The sequence below is a fragment of the Viridibacillus sp. KH_047 genome (assembly GCF_057838945.1).
The window spans coordinates 2,091,020-2,108,111 of sequence record NZ_CM174479.1; the positions used below are offsets into that span (position 1 = coordinate 2,091,020).

General features: G+C 34.4%; 18 protein-coding genes. 12 read left to right on the forward strand and 6 right to left on the reverse strand.

All coding sequences use genetic code 11. The annotated features are described in order from the left end of the window. Positions 1–80: 80 nt before the first annotated feature. Entirely contained in the window at positions 81–443 is a 363-nt protein-coding gene (locus tag AC3IS5_RS10465) for a hypothetical protein (RefSeq protein ID WP_489427749.1), read from the reverse strand. A gap of 281 nt (positions 444–724) precedes the next feature. Between AC3IS5_RS10465 and dhaK the strand changes: the two genes are divergently transcribed. The 3 genes from dhaK to dhaM are packed head-to-tail and all read left to right on the forward strand — an operon-like array spanning position 725 to position 2,700. Further along, on the forward strand, positions 725–1,711 hold the full coding sequence (dhaK, locus tag AC3IS5_RS10470; protein ID WP_489427750.1) for a dihydroxyacetone kinase subunit DhaK: 987 nt from the start codon (positions 725–727) through the stop codon (positions 1,709–1,711). Positions 1,712–1,724: 13 nt separating this feature from the next. Continuing rightward, positions 1,725–2,333 (forward strand): dihydroxyacetone kinase subunit DhaL, encoded by a 609-nt coding sequence (dhaL, locus tag AC3IS5_RS10475; protein ID WP_489427751.1) that lies wholly within the window; start codon positions 1,725–1,727, stop codon positions 2,331–2,333. After that, on the forward strand, positions 2,323–2,700 hold the full coding sequence (gene dhaM, locus AC3IS5_RS10480; RefSeq protein WP_489427752.1) for a dihydroxyacetone kinase phosphoryl donor subunit DhaM: 378 nt from the start codon (positions 2,323–2,325) through the stop codon (positions 2,698–2,700). Before dhaL ends, dhaM begins: the two co-directional genes overlap by 11 nt. A 365-nt stretch (positions 2,701–3,065) precedes the next feature. On the opposite strand, the gene AC3IS5_RS10485 is transcribed toward dhaM, so the two are convergent. Beyond that, entirely contained in the window at positions 3,066–3,299 is a 234-nt protein-coding gene (locus AC3IS5_RS10485; protein ID WP_489427753.1) for a hypothetical protein, read from the reverse strand. Positions 3,300–3,455: 156 nt separating this feature from the next. After that, on the reverse strand, positions 3,456–4,640 hold the full coding sequence (locus AC3IS5_RS10490) for an oxalate decarboxylase family bicupin (protein WP_489427754.1): 1,185 nt from the start codon (positions 4,638–4,640) through the stop codon (positions 3,456–3,458). 240 nt (positions 4,641–4,880) lie between these two features. Between AC3IS5_RS10490 and AC3IS5_RS10495 the strand changes: the two genes are divergently transcribed. The 6 genes from AC3IS5_RS10495 to AC3IS5_RS10520 all read left to right on the forward strand — a co-directional run bounded on the left by AC3IS5_RS10495 (position 4,881) and on the right by AC3IS5_RS10520 (position 8,838). Next, the gene (locus AC3IS5_RS10495; protein WP_489427755.1) at positions 4,881–5,801 is read left to right on the forward strand and encodes a hypothetical protein; all 921 of its coding nucleotides are present in this window, start codon (positions 4,881–4,883) and stop codon (positions 5,799–5,801) included. Positions 5,802–6,145: 344 nt separating this feature from the next. After that, on the forward strand, positions 6,146–6,784 hold the full coding sequence (locus tag AC3IS5_RS10500) for a nitroreductase family protein (protein ID WP_489427756.1): 639 nt from the start codon (positions 6,146–6,148) through the stop codon (positions 6,782–6,784). Positions 6,785–7,020: 236 nt separating this feature from the next. Further along, positions 7,021–7,449, forward strand: coding sequence for a MarR family winged helix-turn-helix transcriptional regulator (locus tag AC3IS5_RS10505; protein ID WP_489427757.1), 429 nt, complete (start codon positions 7,021–7,023; stop codon positions 7,447–7,449). Positions 7,450–7,535: 86 nt separating this feature from the next. Continuing rightward, positions 7,536–7,832, forward strand: a complete 297-nt coding sequence (locus AC3IS5_RS10510; RefSeq protein ID WP_489427758.1) for a putative quinol monooxygenase — start codon at positions 7,536–7,538, stop codon at positions 7,830–7,832. Positions 7,833–8,031: 199 nt separating this feature from the next. After that, on the forward strand, positions 8,032–8,490 hold the full coding sequence (locus AC3IS5_RS10515) for a GNAT family N-acetyltransferase (protein WP_489427759.1): 459 nt from the start codon (positions 8,032–8,034) through the stop codon (positions 8,488–8,490). A 93-nt stretch (positions 8,491–8,583) separates the two neighbouring features. Further along, positions 8,584–8,838 (forward strand): GlsB/YeaQ/YmgE family stress response membrane protein, encoded by a 255-nt coding sequence (locus AC3IS5_RS10520; RefSeq protein WP_489427760.1) that lies wholly within the window; start codon positions 8,584–8,586, stop codon positions 8,836–8,838. A 260-nt stretch (positions 8,839–9,098) separates the two neighbouring features. On the opposite strand, the gene AC3IS5_RS10525 is transcribed toward AC3IS5_RS10520, so the two are convergent. Next, positions 9,099–10,661, reverse strand: a complete 1,563-nt coding sequence (locus AC3IS5_RS10525; RefSeq protein ID WP_489427761.1) for an alkaline phosphatase family protein — start codon at positions 10,659–10,661, stop codon at positions 9,099–9,101. A gap of 428 nt (positions 10,662–11,089) precedes the next feature. Between AC3IS5_RS10525 and AC3IS5_RS10530 the strand changes: the two genes are divergently transcribed. From AC3IS5_RS10530 to AC3IS5_RS10540, 3 genes are all read left to right on the forward strand, one after another. Further along, on the forward strand, positions 11,090–11,710 hold the full coding sequence (locus AC3IS5_RS10530; protein WP_489427762.1) for a class I SAM-dependent methyltransferase: 621 nt from the start codon (positions 11,090–11,092) through the stop codon (positions 11,708–11,710). 196 nt (positions 11,711–11,906) lie between these two features. Next, a complete protein-coding gene (locus AC3IS5_RS10535; RefSeq protein ID WP_489427763.1) occupies positions 11,907–12,182 on the forward strand; it encodes a histidine kinase in 276 nt (91 codons plus the stop codon). Positions 12,183–12,881: 699 nt separating this feature from the next. After that, positions 12,882–14,084, forward strand: coding sequence for an IS110 family RNA-guided transposase (locus tag AC3IS5_RS10540; RefSeq protein WP_489427764.1), 1,203 nt, complete (start codon positions 12,882–12,884; stop codon positions 14,082–14,084). A 667-nt stretch (positions 14,085–14,751) separates the two neighbouring features. On the opposite strand, the gene AC3IS5_RS10545 is transcribed toward AC3IS5_RS10540, so the two are convergent. Both AC3IS5_RS10545 and AC3IS5_RS10550 read right to left on the reverse strand, forming a co-directional pair. Continuing rightward, positions 14,752–15,033, reverse strand: coding sequence for a hypothetical protein (locus AC3IS5_RS10545; protein WP_489427765.1), 282 nt, complete (start codon positions 15,031–15,033; stop codon positions 14,752–14,754). Between the two features lie 128 nt (positions 15,034–15,161). After that, the gene (locus tag AC3IS5_RS10550; protein ID WP_489427766.1) at positions 15,162–16,976 is read right to left on the reverse strand and encodes a terpene cyclase/mutase family protein; all 1,815 of its coding nucleotides are present in this window, start codon (positions 16,974–16,976) and stop codon (positions 15,162–15,164) included. Between the last annotated feature and the right edge of the window lie 116 nt (positions 16,977–17,092).

Sequence of the window (17,092 nt, forward strand, 5' to 3'; positions counted from 1 at the left end):
ACACTTCCATGATAACGTATCTATAATGGTAGTAAAAAAGCTTGTGATTCTGTAAAATCAACAAGCTCTTTTATCAACCATTATATATCTCGGAGTGTACCCCATACTACAGAAATATATGGCTTCGTATTAACAATTAAATCTTTCATTATAGAATCATTGAATGATACTTGAATAGATTCCTCGCCATTATTTTTAGTAATGACTAAACTTGCTACTTCTTCTAAATCCAATTCCATTCGTAACCTTTTTTCGTCTCTCCAATTTAATCTTAGCCGATCTATCGAAGGACTAATTATTACTTCAAGTATTTCGTTATCTCGTCTCAATACAAATGTGAGTTCGTTGTAATACCAAATCAAGTCTTTGTCTAATATATCTGGTATTGATTCAAATACATCAATCAGTTCATGCATTTCCGGGAAAATTTCGATTGTATTCATCTTCTCTCTAATTTTTCTAGTCTATCAATTATTAAATCGTTTTCTATAGTATAGATTATTATTATAAAAATAATAATCTCTTTTTTAAATTTTGAATCATCTATCTCTATGTATAGAAGACAATTGGTTTTATTCACAAATTTATTACTGCGAATTGTAATTGAGTTCGCCTATTTTCCTAGTTAACTGCATAGATTAGTGTTAGCAAACGAATAGTAGAATGAAAGATATTAGTTGCACAACAATTTGAGATTATGTAGTTTTCATAGGGGGTAAGATGGATGAAGAAGATTATTAATCAACCTGAACAAGTACTAGTTGATATGTTAGCGGGATACAAGCTAGTGCACGATGACGTGACGTATTTAGAAGATACACATGTCATTACACGCGCTCAATTTACATCGAATAAAGTCGGCATCATTAGTGGTGGTGGAAGTGGGCATGAGCCAGCACATGCGGGTTTTGTTGGTCAAGGGATGCTAGATGCGGCGGTATGTGGACATGTTTTTACCTCTCCTACACCCAATCAAGTATTTAGTGCCATAAAAGCTGCAGATCAAGGCTCTGGTGTTTTCCTTGTCATTAAGAATTATAGTGGGGATTGTATGAATTTTGAAATGGCAAAGGATCTGGCAGAGTTAGAAGGTATTGCAGTCGACTACGTTATAGTCAATGATGATGTGGCTGTATTCGATAGTAGCTATACAGAGGGGCGTCGCGGAGTTGCCGGCACAATACTAGTGCATAAAATTATTGGTGCAGCCGCAGAAAAAGGGGCTTCACTTGAAGAAATTAAAACGCTAGCAGAAAGTGTCGTAACACATCTAGCCACTGTTGGCGTTGCTATAAAACCTGCCATTGTTCCTGAGGTTGGTAAGCCTGGTTTTGAGTTAGATGAGGATGAAATGGAATTTGGTATTGGGATACACGGAGAACCCGGTTATAGCCGTGAAAAAATCAAAACTTCTCGTGAAATTGCAGAAGAGTTAATTCATAAAATTGAAGTGGAAACCAAGTGGACGACGGATCAAACTCTTGCTGTACTTATTAACGGTATGGGGGCTACACCACTGATGGAGCAATATATCTTCGTGCATGATTGTTTAAATATATTGCAAGAAAAAGGCTACAAAGTACAATTTAAAAAAGTCGGGAATTACATGACGGCTATTGATATGGCAGGTGTCTCTTTAACATTATTACAATTAGAAGATGCGAAATGGCTTGAATATTTAACTGAAAGTACACTAGCGCCTGCTTGGTAAGGAGGAGTTTCTAATGATCATCACAAAAGAGTTGGCACAAAAATGGTTCACCTTATTTGCAGAAAAAGTGATTCAAGATAAAGAACAATTAAGTGAGTACGATCGTATTATTGGTGATGGAGACCATGGCATGAACATGGCAAGGGGAGCGCAACAATTACTCTCTTCATGGCAAGAGACGCCACCAGTGCATTTAGCAGATGTATTCAAGCAAGCTGCGATGAAATGGATTAGTGGGGTAGGCGGAGCTTCAGGCCCCCTATATGGCACGGCGTTTCTTGAAATGGCAAAAGCCAGTGGCACGAAAGAAGAGTTACAGCATGATGAATTAGTAAATGTAATTAAAGCCGGATTTGATGGGATAAAAAAACGAGGAAAAGCAGATGTCGGCCAGAAAACAATGCTCGATTTATGGGAACCAGCTATTGAATCTTTAGATGAAAAACAGCTAACAACAGAGATATTGGAAACTACCCTAACAAAAGTTACCTCGTTAAAGGCAACAAAAGGCAGGGCATCTTTCTTAGGGGAGAGATCTATTAATGAAGTAGATCCAGGTGCCGCTTCCTCTAAACTGTTTTTTGAAGCACTTTTAGAAGTAGGTGATTTAAATGGCAACTAATATCGGTATAGTCATGGTGTCACATAGTAAAGATATCGCAAAAGGTTTATATGATTTAATACACCAAGTTGCACCTAATGTGTCTATCACATATGTCGGTGGAACAGTGGATGGTGATATTGGTACCAGCTTTGAAACAGTTCAACAAGCTATTGAAGAAAACACATGTGATCAACTTTTTGCTTTTTATGATTTAGGTAGTGCCAAGATGAATCTTGAAATGGTTGCGGAACTCTCAGAGAAAGAAATTGAGATTATGGATGTTTCGTTTATTGAGGGAGTCTATTGTACAGCTGCATTATTTGAAATGAATGCAGATTTGCCTGCGGTAATAAATGAGTTAGAGAAATTAATGATTAAGAGATAAGACCAAGCTAAGTCTCAATGCCCTTTTATAGGTAAGAAAAAATAGAGTTGATTCTGCTAATTAATGAGTAAAATCGACTCTATTTATCTCCAAACTGGGTTAAACCGTATGCAGGACTCCCATCAGATGGTTATCAAATACTTAAATTATTTAAAGATAATAATTAATAAGAAATACTTAGAAGAATAGAAAGTATATTGATAGAAATATAAAGAGGTGTTATAAAAATGGAGAAAGTTCATGAGAAATTAAAAGAATTAGATTCAGGTGAAGTAGGAATTTAGTATACTTGATATTTTTCCCTCTGGCCAAATAAAAAAGACCGTCAATAGACGATCTTCTTTTGTTCAAATAACGCACCTATTTCATTGGTTCTCACCCAATTCTAACTCCTTTAGGTTCGTGCCATCTATGGTTAATCGATACATACCGGGCACAAGTGGATTTGCTTGCACTAATCCTTCACGCAATAAGTCTTTAAGCGACTGAAAAACGGAGGGTACACTTCTCCATTCTTTCGGAAGACGTTCAGCAATTTGTGTCGATGTCTCCCACTTAGTAGTTAATTCCAGCAATACGATTCGTTGATTTGGAGTCAACTCTATACTTTCTCCCTCCCTTTGTCTCCCGCTTTTTTTCTATAAAAATATTACACTAATTGCTTATTTTTCATCGTTGTGACAGCAGTCTCAATCAATCATTTTTTGCTTCTTTGTTTAATACCATGCTGTTTTATAATAAAGTGCTATTCACAGCTATCTAGGATAGTAAGAAAATCCAGGGAACTTAACAACAGGATATTTTACTTTTCGTAAGGCATTCAATAATTCTGATCCAACATGCAAATTGTCTGCGACTAGGTCAGAAGGGGTAAGTGCCATCCATTGGTTTAAAGACACATCAGCAAACCGATCACTCTTGAACATTTCCAAAAACCACAAACTTTCAGTACCGGTATTTTGAATATAGTGCCCATTAGCAAATGGCACATAACCGACATCTCCTGCACGATAATCAAATGTTCGAGCTATACCGTTTCCGGCAAATACTGTCATACGACCCTGCCCAGAGAGGTAATACTGCCACTCGTCGTTATTGGGATGCCAATGTAGTTCTCTCATAGCACCTGGTTCAATCTTGACAAGGGCCGCCGCGATTTTTTTTGAGATAGGAAAGTTTGAAGAGTCTACTATACGTACAGTGCCACCAGGTATTTGTATTGGTTTTTGCGCTAATAACTTGTGCTTGAATGTTTCAGGAATCGTTCCATAAGGGGATTGTACCTTTTCACTTTGCAGAGGACCTGGAACCTTATCTTGAAAAATATACACCTGCTTTGTAGGTATGTTGTCAAACGCACTTATAGGTACGCCAAAATTAGCAGACAATACATCTTTTGGCGTGTGAGCAAACCAATCTGAGATGGATAAAGTATTCAAGTCGGAAAAAGCGCCGTCATCGAAAACAAGTAGGAATTCACAGTGTTCTAACCCTTGGATTGAATGTGGTAGTCCAGGTGGGAAGTACCAAAGGTCGCCTGGGCCTACATCAGCAATGAAGTTACGACCTTCAGAATCAATGGCTGTAATTCGTGCATGACCTGAGATCATAAAAGACCATTCTGCTTGTAGATGCCAATGTAACTCTCGAACACCACCAGCCGTCAAGCTCATATTTACACCAGCAAGAGTAGTAGCTATCGGTAATTCTCTAACAGTAATCTCTCTTGACCACCCACCATGATTTAACTTCATAGAGGTGTCTGAGAATGAAAAACGCATATTAGGGAGCAAACCAGCATCTGTCTTCGGTGGAACTAACATATCAGGGTTTTCAAGATCCCGCATAATATCTCGGGGTCCAGTATCATATCCTCCTTCGCCGTTACTTCGGATAGGCTGGGGTATAGTTTCTTCTATATTTTCGTTCGGATTATCCATTTCATAAACTCCTCTCATTTGATTACCCGCTAAATAAAAACATACATAATGGTATATGATAAGGATTCTGTCTAAATGACTATCTACCTCAAGCAAAGGTGTTTTCTGCATTTGATGTAGAACTCCAAACTGAATAATAGAAGTGAAAGAGTGAATAAATCCGTCCATTTTAAGAAGTTCTGATAAATTTCAACCAATCATACATATGAAATAACGCCCAGAGTAATTGGAGGTCGAAAAATGCGTAAAAAACACCTTTCTTTGTTGGGAATCGTATTTGCTTGTATGATTATAGTTTCTTTTCTGTTTGTTAATCTTAAAAATAATGAAACGACTTTAGCTGAAAGTATGAAAGAAACTAAAATAGAAAATCAGAAAATTGAAGAATTATTTAAGAAGGTACGTCAAGAACTAGAGAAGGAGAATTTCAGTGATATAGGAATGACCTTTACTTCTAAAGAGCGCTTAATTACCGTGCAAGTGAAGAATCAAGACTTTATTGATAAAAATGAAGCGAAAATCAAAACCATTGTTCATGAAGCGGCAAATGAAATAAAGCTAAATGCTATTAAAATTCAATTTGAAATTTTTGATGCTTACGCTTCCATAAGCGAAGAAGATAAAAAATTAAACGATTTAACAAATGGAGTTTCAGAAATCACATCCAAATTATTAAGGGGAAAGGGGTATGTCTATACAGCTGCCATCGACCCGAGATCTCCTAATCCATATATTAAGATCCAGATTATTAACAAAACAAAAGAAGAATTCAATAAATCTAAAAATGAACTTCAAAAACGGATAAAAAAGGCTATTTTCTCGAAAACAAAACTGAATTTTACAGTAACGTTCATAGGACAAAGTGGAGATGAAATAAAAGATCAGAAATGGCAGCCAATTTTCACAGCTATAAGTGAAGAAACGGATAAAAAATTTGAGGAATACAGAGGATTTGCCTATTCATTTCACCCAGAACCATTGCAAATTATTATTAAAACAAACATACAAAAATCTAAAGGAGATCAAATTTCAGATAAAAAGGTGAAAAAAATAGAAGAATATGTAAATGAAATTATTAAGCTAAAAAGGGAAGATTTGTCGGTTGAAGCAGTTCCGTATGAAATAATTATTCGGAGTAAGGATAACAAGAGGATAAATTAAGTAGAAGAACAGAATCAATCGGTGGCGTTTTTCATTACCGAAATATAAATAAGTAACAGAGCATCTCTTGAATTTCAAGTGATGTTTTTTTATTGGAAAAACAGAGTTGGCTTTTAAAATGTAGAACCTATTAAATTTTATTCGCAATTTTAGGAATGGAATCTTCAACTAATGCTCTTTTTTTGAGTTGAGTCACTTTTTGGTTATTGTTAAATTGCGGTAATTAAATCTTAAGTGTTGCATATTTCTTGAATTTATATTATATTATTTGATGCATCAATTATTGAGGTATCAAACATTGATGTATCAAATAAAATGAATTTAAAAATAGGAGCTCTTACATCATGTACAAATATCAAAAAACGAATGATTTCAATGAAATTGTATACGGTCGTCGTTCCATTAAGGAATATGACCCTACGGTTAAAATTAGCCGTGAAGAAATGAGTGAAATTTTAACTCAAGCTATGAAAGCACCCTCTTCAATTAATATGCAGCCTTGGCGCTTTGTCGTCATTGACAGTGAAGAAGGGAAAGCAATACTAGCTCCTCTTTCCAAATTCAACAAGGATAAAGTCTTGAGCTCATCTGCAGTAATCGCTGTCTTCGCTGACCTAAATAATATTGATTATGCCGAAGAAATTTACAGCAAAGCCGTTGAACTTGGATATATGCCTCAGGAAGTTAAAGAATTTCAATTGAATGCTTTTAAACCGCTCTATGAAAAGATGTCCTATGAAAAAATGAAAGATACCATTATGCTCGATGCTGGTCTTGTTTCAATGCAACTCATGCTTGTAGCCCGTGCCTACGGTTATGACACGAATGCTATCGGTGGTTATGAGAAAGACCAGATTGCTGAAGCTTATGGTCTGGATAAAGATCGCTATATTCCGGTTATGTTGATTTCCATTGGTAAAGCCATTAATGATGGTTTCCAATCATATCGCTTGCCAGTAGATACAATCACAAAATGGAAATAAGATGTAAGTTCAACATTATAAAGTATTAAAGTGGTTCTATTTAATAACTTCACTAGAAGCTACAAATTGGTATGTTTCATTTAGATAGATAACAATCCAGTATTGGTAAATTAGTATCCGGTTTGCATGTTAGATGATTTTGTATTATCTTTATTGAGGAGTCAATGATTGAGCGCTCAATAAAATAGTTGACACTCTTATATGTTGACTTCATAAAGTACTTAGGAGGTCAGTTGATGCAATGTTCACTTTCAAATCAGGAACAAATCTTACATCTGCTTAAAGGACTTAATAATCAAATTAGCCCTAAATTTGAGCGGTGTACAGGCATTAGCTCAACACGCTTTGAATTGCTACACCAGCTTTATGAAACAGAAGAAATTAATCAGTCTAACCTACAAAAAGCTGTAAATATTGACAGTGCTGCTATTACCCGTCATCTAAAACAACTTGAGGCAAACGGTATGGTGACAAGACGAAGAAACCCTACAGATAATCGAGTGATTTTTGTTCGACTTACAGAGGAAGGGCGTAAGCGAATTGTCGGTTACAAAAAAGAAAAGATTAATTTTGTGAACCAAATGCTTATTGATTTTAACCAAGAAGAATTAGAATCCCTATCTGACATGCTAAATCGTATGCAAAATAATATCAGTGAATACTGAAATTTTGATTCACTAAATCAAATGAACTGGATCTTATCAAATGTAAGATTTTAGTTCAATCAATTTAATTAAAAGGATGGCTAACAATGATTATTATTCACGCAAAACTTCAAGTAAAACCGGACCAAGAACAAGCATTCTTGGAAGAAACTAAAACACTTCTTAAAGCTTCAAGAGCTGAAGAAGGTAACATTAGCTATGATTTGATGAAATCTACTGAAGAAGAGTGCCATTATACAATGGTTGAACTTTGGAAAGATGCAGAAGCTACTACAATCCATAATACAAGTGAACATTTCACTGCATTTGTTCAAAAAGCTCAAGCATTTATGGCTGCACCAATGGACCTTAAAGTATTCAGCGGAGAACCTGTCAAAGCATAATTTTGTATTAAATAGTAAACACCCCAAGGAGGTTATTCTTGGGGTGTTTGTTTATGTTCATTTTCATCAACAAGTTTAATTTTTTAAAAAAAATCTTAAAAAATTTATCCGAAATTTATTAAGGGCAGCGATTCGAAATAAGCTACAATTATTATGAAAAGGTTAATGTCGGATAAAACTTAAAATGAAGGTGAGTTAAATGAAAATAAGAAAATTAGTAGAAACAGACAATATACCAATGGATTTGTTGTTACAAGCCGATCCTTCCGAAGAGATTGTATTAGAGTATTTACAAAGAGGTGAATGCTTTGTGATGGAGGATGAAGATAGCATTGTTGGTGTATATGTATTAATCCCTACACGCCCTGAAACTGCGGAGTTAGTGAATGTTTCTATTCAAGAAGAGCAGCAAGGAAAAGGTTTAGGTAAAATGCTAATTCAGCATTCCATTGCTACTGCCAAGTCAAAAAAATATAAAACAATAGAAGTTGGAACAGGCAATTCAAGCATTTCACAAATTGCTCTTTACCAAAAATGTGGATTTCGTATTACACATGTAGATAGAGACTTCTTTATACGTCATTATGCAGAGCCAATTTTTGAAAATGGTATTCAATGTATAGATATGGTCCGACTTTCTCAAGATTTACACTATTAGTAAAGGTAAATATTTCATAAGTTATTTTCGTATATTTCCTCTTTTATTACTTAAGCTATACAGAATAGTGTAGTTTAGAAAGGAGGTTAAATCATGTTTAGTTTTCTTTGGTTCTTAATTATTGGTGGTGTTCTAGGATGGGTAGCAAGCATGATTATAGGTAAGGATATTCCAGGTGGAATTATAGGCAATATTATTGCAGGTATTATAGGAGCTTGGATAGGTGGGAAATTATTAGGCAGGTGGGGACCAACCTTAAGTGATTTCTATATTTTCCCGGCTTTACTTGGTTCTATAATATTAATCCTCATTGTAAGCTTTATTTTGAAGTTAATGAATAAAGATTAGAACCTGAGCATTTGCTCAGGTTCTTTTTTCTGAACTTCGATTCTAAATAACGGGTTCGTTAATCTTATCTTTGAAGATATAATCACCTGAACTTGAAGATTTTTATAAATAAAACCTACCAGATCGGTTTGCAACAGTAGTTGGGGAGAGAGGGGGACGTATATCAGGCTACGCAGAATTTTTATTTCAATTAAAATCAAAAACAACTAAGTCCATTTCTGTCAAAAACGGCTTATACCTATTCGAAACATTGATCGGAGTCACTTTGTTAATTTAATAATCCATTTTTTAATGTCAACAAGTCTATTGTATTCAGGTTTTTCATGTGTACCAGCGATAATTAGCGGGACAACGGAATCGATTTTGTGTAAAGAACCATGTGCTCCTCCACCAGCATGATTGTGACTATGTTTTTCTATGAATTCAAAGTGTGGCTTAGCATCTACAATAATAAATTGACCTTCATGTGAATGCAGAGCACCATTAAGTCTTGCGAGAGCATCCGGATAATCGCCATATTCGATAAGCCCTTGATTATCAATTTCCAAATTTAAAATGGAATGATCACCATCTAACTTCCATGATTGGTTATACAGATCCTTATAGGGTCCATTTGGTGAAAATGTGAAATTCATATCGGATTGTGGAGAAATAACATAGTTTGTTCCTCCCTCTTTCCATGCAATAATACCAATTCGGTTATCTTTTTTTAATGTCTCTATTATTTTTGGAATTTCAATGTTTTCTTTAATTAAGTTAATGTACGCCATTCTTTCGTTAATCGCGATTGCAATTTCGCCATTCTTCTTCTTACGTTCCCAAAAAGTATAGTTTTTTAAAACATCATTTAAATCGATTAGCGAAGTGTTCTTATCTTTAATAATCTTAGATTGGGCACTATCTCCATGCACAATCCAAATCACCTGTTCAATCGCTTCCTCCCAAGTCGGATAAGAATTGAGTAGCTCTTGAAGATATTGATCTGCTTTTTCAATTGGCTCTATATACTCAGGCCCTTTTTTGTGTAAATCTTTGTCTGCATCTGGTAGATAGGCCAGAGTAAATGCGGGCATTTTATTATTTTTAATTAAAAATTTTAACTCGTTAACAGTAAATTGATTATTTACGCCCATACTTTTCCACGCAAACTTTTGACGATCATTATTGGGATCATATTGAGACAATGTTCCCAAAGAAAATAATGAGGGTCCGTTGATATCTATTTCATTTGGTAGAAGTCCCATTGCTGAAATTAGTTTTGGGACATTTAATTGATGGTGAAAATTTCCACGATATAAAAGTCCGTTAATAGAGGCAGATTGAATGCTACTCTTTGAGAGCTCTTCATGAATGGTCTGAACATTTTTGCTCAAATGCTCTTTGTTTAAATTTACAATACCATCGAAGGCAACATTTTTAACTCCAAGGCTCCAAATTTCACTTATCCCACTTCCATAACTAATAATGCGATTTTCATCTTTCTTAAACCAAATAAGACCTGGAATCTTATGTTGATCAGCATAAGTACCAGTCAACATAGTGCTGTCAATCGTAACGGACATTGTAGGATAAGAGCTAATTATTTCTGGGTGGAATTGTCCGTTTTTTATTAAAAATGAAAAGGCAGGAGCTTTTTTTTCTTGAATGACTTTTTGGATGGACTGACTCATAAGAGAGTCTACAGTGATGAGTATGACTGGTTTTTGCTTTATATTGATAACAGTGTTGCTAATATCTTTGGTAGGCGACATTGAAAAGGCAAATGCAAGACAAACTATCAAGAATATGAATAATATAACGGAAACGACTATTTTATATTCCATGTTTTCACCCTTTTATTGTAGTGGACAATTAGTATGGTTTATATTGGAAGAAAGATACGTCAAATTAAAATTTAGCCTTATAAAGATGGTGACAGGTAAAATTTATACTCAAAAAATGATTCTGATATATTTTGGATGATCGTGTTCTTGTTCATTTGACGTGCTCTTGACCTTTTAAAATTATTCAGCTGCGATATCAAGTTCATTCGTTTAAATCCACACCTATGCATCATTATAGCTACTCCTTGACCTTATTATACGAACAGGTGCTTTACTTCAATAAGGAGTAGAGCCTTTTTCTTATTGAACTAACGGAGCAGGATAGTTCAATAAGTATACAAGAAATTTATGGTAAAATATTTAAGGGAGAAAAAATTGAGGTATGTGATTGATTAATATAATTACTATTGAATTTGGAGTGGTTGGGTTTGAATAATTCTTGGAATAAAGTTATATATAAAATCGGTTCTCCAATTTATGATAAGTTTTTTAATTCGGGTATCTTCTTATATGCCCGGAAACAAATACTCCAATCAATACCATTTAGTGGAGAACAAAAAATCTTATTTGTCGGTGTAGGAACGGGTGCTGATTTAGAGTTAATCAATTACTCTGACTTAGATATAACTGCAATTGATTATTCACCTGATATGCTTGGAAAAGCAAAAACAAAGTTCAAGGATTCTACGATTAAATTTTTAGAAATGGATGCTCAAAATATGGTTTTTGAAGACGAATTCTTCGACTATGTAGTAGCAAGTCTAATACTTTCAGTTGTACCAGATGCTAATAAATGTTTTCAAGAAATTTCGAGAGTTTTAAAGCACGAAGGAAAAATAATTATTTTTGATAAATTTGCTCCTAAAAATAAAAAGCTTTCGTTACCAAAAGTGCTTTTAAGACCAATTATTAGCGTATTAGGAACTGATATTGGTCGAAGTTTTGAAGAAATAATTCCAAAAAATAATAAAAGTTTAAAAGTAGAAGAAGATTCACCTGTTATGATGAATGGAATGTATAGGAAAATAATAATTGCTAAAATTCATTGATTATTGTTAGTCAGCTAACGGTTGCTTAAATTCAATAAGGAATTTCCAAAGTCAACATATTTGTTGGCTTTTTATGTCGCATTCGGAATAGGATGTGTAATAGTAGCGCCTTATAGGATAAAAGGTATTTGGGAATATTTGTTGAAATAGTATTATAAATAATTTGGCAGGTTTATTTGAAAGGGAGGTTGATGCAATGAGAAAATATTTGAGTATGATTTCATTGGTGTTGATAATCACTTTTATCATTTTAGGTTTTATTATCCCACAAGTATTGAATCCCTTACCTGATTCAGGGGACCTATTGATACTATTATCACTACTAATCGGTTCATTTTTTACTGCCTTATTTAGTGTAAAAGGACTTTTAAAAATAATTACTTTACTTATTTCTTCTTTTGGTATGTTAGCTTTATTAGTCATAACTATTTTCGCTATCTGTATGATGTTGTTTGGTAACTTTGGGACTTAGAGATAGTCACTTTACACAGAGGAAGAGCAGTGAAATGTTGGGGTGATATCCGATGAGGGAAAACACATAATCATTTTGGAGTGTTATCTGCTAACATGAACCAGCTTTTGTAAGTGCCGTTCTTTCAGATGATATTGATAATCCAAATGAGGTTATCTTTTTGAAATCTGGAAAGGAACAAAGGAAAGTTGGCTAAAAGAAGAACTTCCTAAACCTTATAGAAATACATATGAGAATAAACTAGTGGATTTAATCGATGAAAGAATAATTAGTTATCTTACACCGACGATTGAGTGGAGAACTAATTTAACAAACAAAAAGATAAATTAATAAATAATTGAAAGAGTGACTTGTCTAAAAAACAGGTTGCTCTTTCTATTGCAGCCATTATTGTAATACGATAGTTCTTACAATGCTATAATTCTGCGGATGTTATTGAACTAACGGGTGCGTTCGTATTATATAGTTCAGCCAGAACTTTCTGGTTGAACTTTTTTTATTTAGATTTAAGCTATCAGTAGCCAGGGTAGAACGTACGGGGGCGTGGGACATGGATCCCGTCGATTAAACTGTTCACCCCCTACTTGTAGAAATATGTTTGAGGCTGGTTGGGACTAAGATCTCGTATAACAAGCGAAGCTATAATACTACTTGAAGGTAATAGGGGTTACTGGTGAATACGTTAGAGGAGGAGAAAAAATGAACCCAGTAGTGGGTATTGATGTAGCTAAAGATGAAAGTGAAGTACAGGCTTTTTTAGAAAAGGGAAAGCCGCATGGAGGAAGTTTTTCAATAAAGCATAATCGAGAAGAGTTAGACAAGTTTATAAGAGTTATAGTGGAGATTAAATCGATAACAGGGAGTATGCCCGTCGTCATTTTAGAATCAACAGGTCATTATCATACACCCATAGTTCAATGCTTAGAAGAAAATGAAATACTGTATATTTTGTTAAATCCAATCATCTCTTATCAAGCAAAGAAATCCAGTTTAAGAAAGGTAAAGACTGACGCCTTCGACGCCTATCAATTATGTGTTCTCTATTACAAAGAGGAATTTGAACCTTATAAAGTGAGGGGGATTCAGCTTCTAAATCTTCGTAATCTATCGAGGCAACAGGAGATTATAACGAATATGTATGTCGAAGCTAAGCTGCAATTTCATACTATTTTAGATCAGATTTTCCCTGAATATAGAAAAGTCTATGGAGACCTTTTTTCTAAAGTATCTTTATTGATATTGAAAGAATATCCAACGTCGGAGAAAGTTCTAGAATCTAACGAGGAGGAACTGGCAAATAGTATACGTGGGTATTGTCCGAATCGTTCTGCCCTATGGGCAAGGGAAAAGGCAAGAAAACTGATAGATTCAGCCAATCAAAATCCTTTTCAGAAGGTGATGTATCAAAGTCATTTATTTAATCTTAATATGTATATCGATATCCTATTCAATTACCAAGGACACCTTACGGAATTAGAGAGCCAAATGATATCCCTGGCAAGTGAAATAGAAGAATATAAGATTATCCAATCAATCCCTGGAATCGGTGAAAAAATCGCTGCAACGATTATTTCAGAAATTGGGGAAATCGATCGGTTTAATCACCCTAAGAAATTGGTGGCCTATGCCGGAATTGATCCGAGTGTTTATTCATCTGGAAAATTTACAGCGACAACGAATCGGATTACTAAACGTGGTTCCAGTAGGCTAAGGCACAGTTTATATTTAGCTGTTTTGTGTGGAATAAGAAGCTCTAGAAATAAAAAACTCAAAGAGTTTTATGACAAGAAGCGTTCAGAAGGAAAACCTTCGAAAGTTGCAATAGTTGCTTGTATTAATAAACTTCTTCACTGGATATATGCTTTATTAAAAAGGAAAGAAGTTTTCCTTGATTTAGTTTGATTTATTTAATTGACCATTAAATGAAAAACCTTCCAAATACATTTGGAGGGTTATTTAGTATACCCAAAAACAGTATAGCATAAAGAAAAGTATCATTTTACAGAAAGATATTGACAACCTATTAGCTGGTTTAATTAAAGATCATTGAGTTGCATATGCAGCTCTTTTTTCTTATTGTGCTAACTGGGCAGGATAGTTCAATAAGAAAGGCAGCGATTAGTAAGTGCTGGCTTAATTTTGGTTTATTTAATTGTAGTAGTTATCGATAAAAATGGGCTTATAACTCAGGAGACGTATTTACGGGAAAATAAACTACTAATAGTACTCACAAGGTATGATCAGAATGAAAATATTTATCGTAGTTCCGTATACTATGTTTTTTAATGTCTTTCTGTGGTTTGAAAAATCTTGTAACTCCTCCGACATATCCAGAACCTGACTTTTTTTTGTTAAGATATATAGTTTTATAAGGTTTCGCACTCTTAATTTTTTTATAGGATAATTTTCTTTAGGGTTCTTTAATTGATTTAAAGCGGGGTAATCCATTTCATTGCGTTATTCGTACAGAGAATTCACAACAATTTTTCTTGAAAAAAAGATTATTAACCAAAATATTCTTTTGCAAGAATATTTTGATTAATAGTTTTAAAAGTGTTTCGGTTTACCACTAACGTCCCCTAACAATACCCCACATCCTTCTTCGATGTGCTGTGTTTAGAGGATCAACTCCACAATTCATAAGCCAGCATGCTGCATTATCTCTCTGAGCTTTTGTGATAGGTACTCCACAGCAGTCAGATAGACGATCAACAAGACCGTATGCACCTGCGGGACTTCTTAACTGACGATAGTTGCATGATCTAAGATGTCCACATACACGACGGAAACAATGGGGGTTTTTAATTCTTTGTCGGAAAACACCCATTAAATTAGGATCAATATTGGCCATTGACAAAAACCTCCTTTCAAATAAAAGTAAATTCCAGAAATAAAGATAGGAACAATATAGTATATGAGATGAAAAAGGAAGGAGGTAGATAGATAAACTATTTTTTTCAAAAAACCTCCAATAATGAACTAATTGTATTTTTTTAAGTAATGGTTCAATGTAACCAAAGGCCATACGTATTGATAGCTGTGATAGTGTATATAAAAGTGTCCTGGTAAACCTGCACCTGTAGGATAAGTGATCCGACTAGTTTCTGTATTTTGCCATTCTAAAATTCTTTTAACTCCTTCTATGATTTCTTTTGTAGGAAACTCAGAGATAGAAATTAATGCATCAACCGCCCAACAAGTTTGCACTAGTGTAGAATAGGGTAAAGGAATATATTCTCTATGAAAATCACTCTGGCATGATTCACCCCAGCCTCCGTCAGATTGTCTTATATTTAACAACCAATCTGTTGCTTTCTGAATAGTTAGATGATCAGATGAAACTCCAACTGCCTTTAAGCCTGTGACAGCGGCCCATGTACCATAAATGTAAGATATCCCCCAACGTCCGTACCATGAACCATCATTAGTTTGATTCTTTATTAGCCATTTTACACTGTTCATTACACGAGGATGCTGCATAGTCAAATTTAAATGATTCCCTAGAAATTCCAATGTCCTGCCGGTGATGTCAGCAGCAGAAGGATCTATAGCAGTGTCTTCAAAACTCTGTATGGGGAAAAACCATTTAATGTATGAAGGACTATTTTTTTTAAATGCTCCCCAGCCTCCGTCATTGTTTTGCATGGTTAATAACCAATTAACTCCCGAATTCCAGGCCATACGAAATTCAGAATGACTACATGTAAAATTAGATAGTGCCCTTAATGCCGCTTGTGTATCATCAACATCAGGATTAATGGAGTTGCTTTCTGAAAAACCCCAACCTTTATTAGAGTGTTTGTGTTGTAATTCCATTAAGAAGTTCGAAGCTAATTGGATAGCTGGATCCTTAATGGTAAGACCCGATTCTTGTAAGGAATAAGAAATTAGGGCAGTGTCCCAAACAGTCGAAGGAGAGTTTTGAATATGAAAAACATCTCCTTTTTCGTATAAAAAAGATCTAATACCTCTAATAGCATTTTTAATAATAGGAGAAGATTTTTTATAACCTAGAGAAAGTAGTGCATAAATCATAAAAAATGTAGAACTTGAGTAACTATATAATGTCCCATCCTTTTCAATGCAATTATATATATGTTGTTCAGCTTTTAGCCTCGTAGATTCTTTATAAGTAGGCAATATCTTTTTAAATAAATTAAACCATCTTTTTTCCTTTTTAAGTGCTTTATATTTCTTTTTAGATAAAAATAAATGCTGTAAATCAGGCGTCCATTTATTAGTAACTACAAATTTATCGTGTCCTAATATTAAGATAGGAAGAAAGTGTGCTTGTACGTATGAGCTAAAATTATAAAAATTAAATGTTAGAAACTTTGGCATATTCAAGATAGTAAGTGGGATAGGAAATAGTCTTGGCCAAGGGTATAAGTTGGTAATAGCTAGTAAACACTTCGTAGAAATATGACTTTTTTCAAGTCCTCCATTCTTCACAATAAATTGTTCACTTAATTTCATCGACGGATCATCTTTATTCAAATGTCCAGAAAATAAAAGAGCTGTATATGCTTCAATTGTTGCAGATAAATTTCCTTTTTCGTCATCATAAAGCTTCCAAGCACCGTTATTTTGTTGTTGTTGAAGTAGACGTGCAACAAGTTTCTTTATAAGATTCTCATCATCATAATCTAATACTCTTAACATGATAATCATATTTGCATCGGTCATTGGTCCACTTTCAAAACAATATCTCCACGAACCGTCATTATATTGGTCTTGCTTCAGATTTTTAATAATTTGTTGTATTTTTTGGTTAATCTCATTTATTAGATCCATTTAAGTTTTTACAACCTCTCCTATTGTATTTGTTAAAATGAATTGCAATTAAGATATCTTATGATGAGAGTTATAAAGATTAATAGACAAGTGCGGAGAATTGGGGAGGGGGAGAG

Bases quoted from the DNA above. Each gene is read 5' to 3' on its own strand.
- AC3IS5_RS10465 (WP_489427749.1), bottom strand. From the start codon at position 443: ATGAATACAATCGAAATTTTCCCGGAAATGCATGAACTGATTGATGTA.
- dhaL (WP_489427751.1), top strand. From the start codon at position 1,725: ATGATCATCACAAAAGAGTTGGCACAAAAATGGTTCACCTTATTTGCA.
- AC3IS5_RS10535 (WP_489427763.1), top strand. From the start codon at position 11,907: ATGAGAAAATATTTGAGTATGATTTCATTGGTGTTGATAATCACTTTT.
- AC3IS5_RS10500 (WP_489427756.1), top strand. From the start codon at position 6,146: ATGTACAAATATCAAAAAACGAATGATTTCAATGAAATTGTATACGGT.
- AC3IS5_RS10540 (WP_489427764.1), top strand. From the start codon at position 12,882: ATGAACCCAGTAGTGGGTATTGATGTAGCTAAAGATGAAAGTGAAGTA.
- AC3IS5_RS10495 (WP_489427755.1), top strand. From the start codon at position 4,881: ATGCGTAAAAAACACCTTTCTTTGTTGGGAATCGTATTTGCTTGTATG.
- AC3IS5_RS10505 (WP_489427757.1), top strand. From the start codon at position 7,021: ATGCAATGTTCACTTTCAAATCAGGAACAAATCTTACATCTGCTTAAA.
- AC3IS5_RS10550 (WP_489427766.1), bottom strand. From the start codon at position 16,976: ATGGATCTAATAAATGAGATTAACCAAAAAATACAACAAATTATTAAA.
- AC3IS5_RS10510 (WP_489427758.1), top strand. From the start codon at position 7,536: ATGATTATTATTCACGCAAAACTTCAAGTAAAACCGGACCAAGAACAA.
- AC3IS5_RS10520 (WP_489427760.1), top strand. From the start codon at position 8,584: ATGTTTAGTTTTCTTTGGTTCTTAATTATTGGTGGTGTTCTAGGATGG.
- AC3IS5_RS10515 (WP_489427759.1), top strand. From the start codon at position 8,032: ATGAAAATAAGAAAATTAGTAGAAACAGACAATATACCAATGGATTTG.
- AC3IS5_RS10525 (WP_489427761.1), bottom strand. From the start codon at position 10,661: ATGGAATATAAAATAGTCGTTTCCGTTATATTATTCATATTCTTGATA.
- AC3IS5_RS10545 (WP_489427765.1), bottom strand. From the start codon at position 15,033: ATGGCCAATATTGATCCTAATTTAATGGGTGTTTTCCGACAAAGAATT.
- AC3IS5_RS10490 (WP_489427754.1), bottom strand. From the start codon at position 4,640: ATGGATAATCCGAACGAAAATATAGAAGAAACTATACCCCAGCCTATC.
- dhaM (WP_489427752.1), top strand. From the start codon at position 2,323: ATGGCAACTAATATCGGTATAGTCATGGTGTCACATAGTAAAGATATC.
- dhaK (WP_489427750.1), top strand. From the start codon at position 725: ATGAAGAAGATTATTAATCAACCTGAACAAGTACTAGTTGATATGTTA.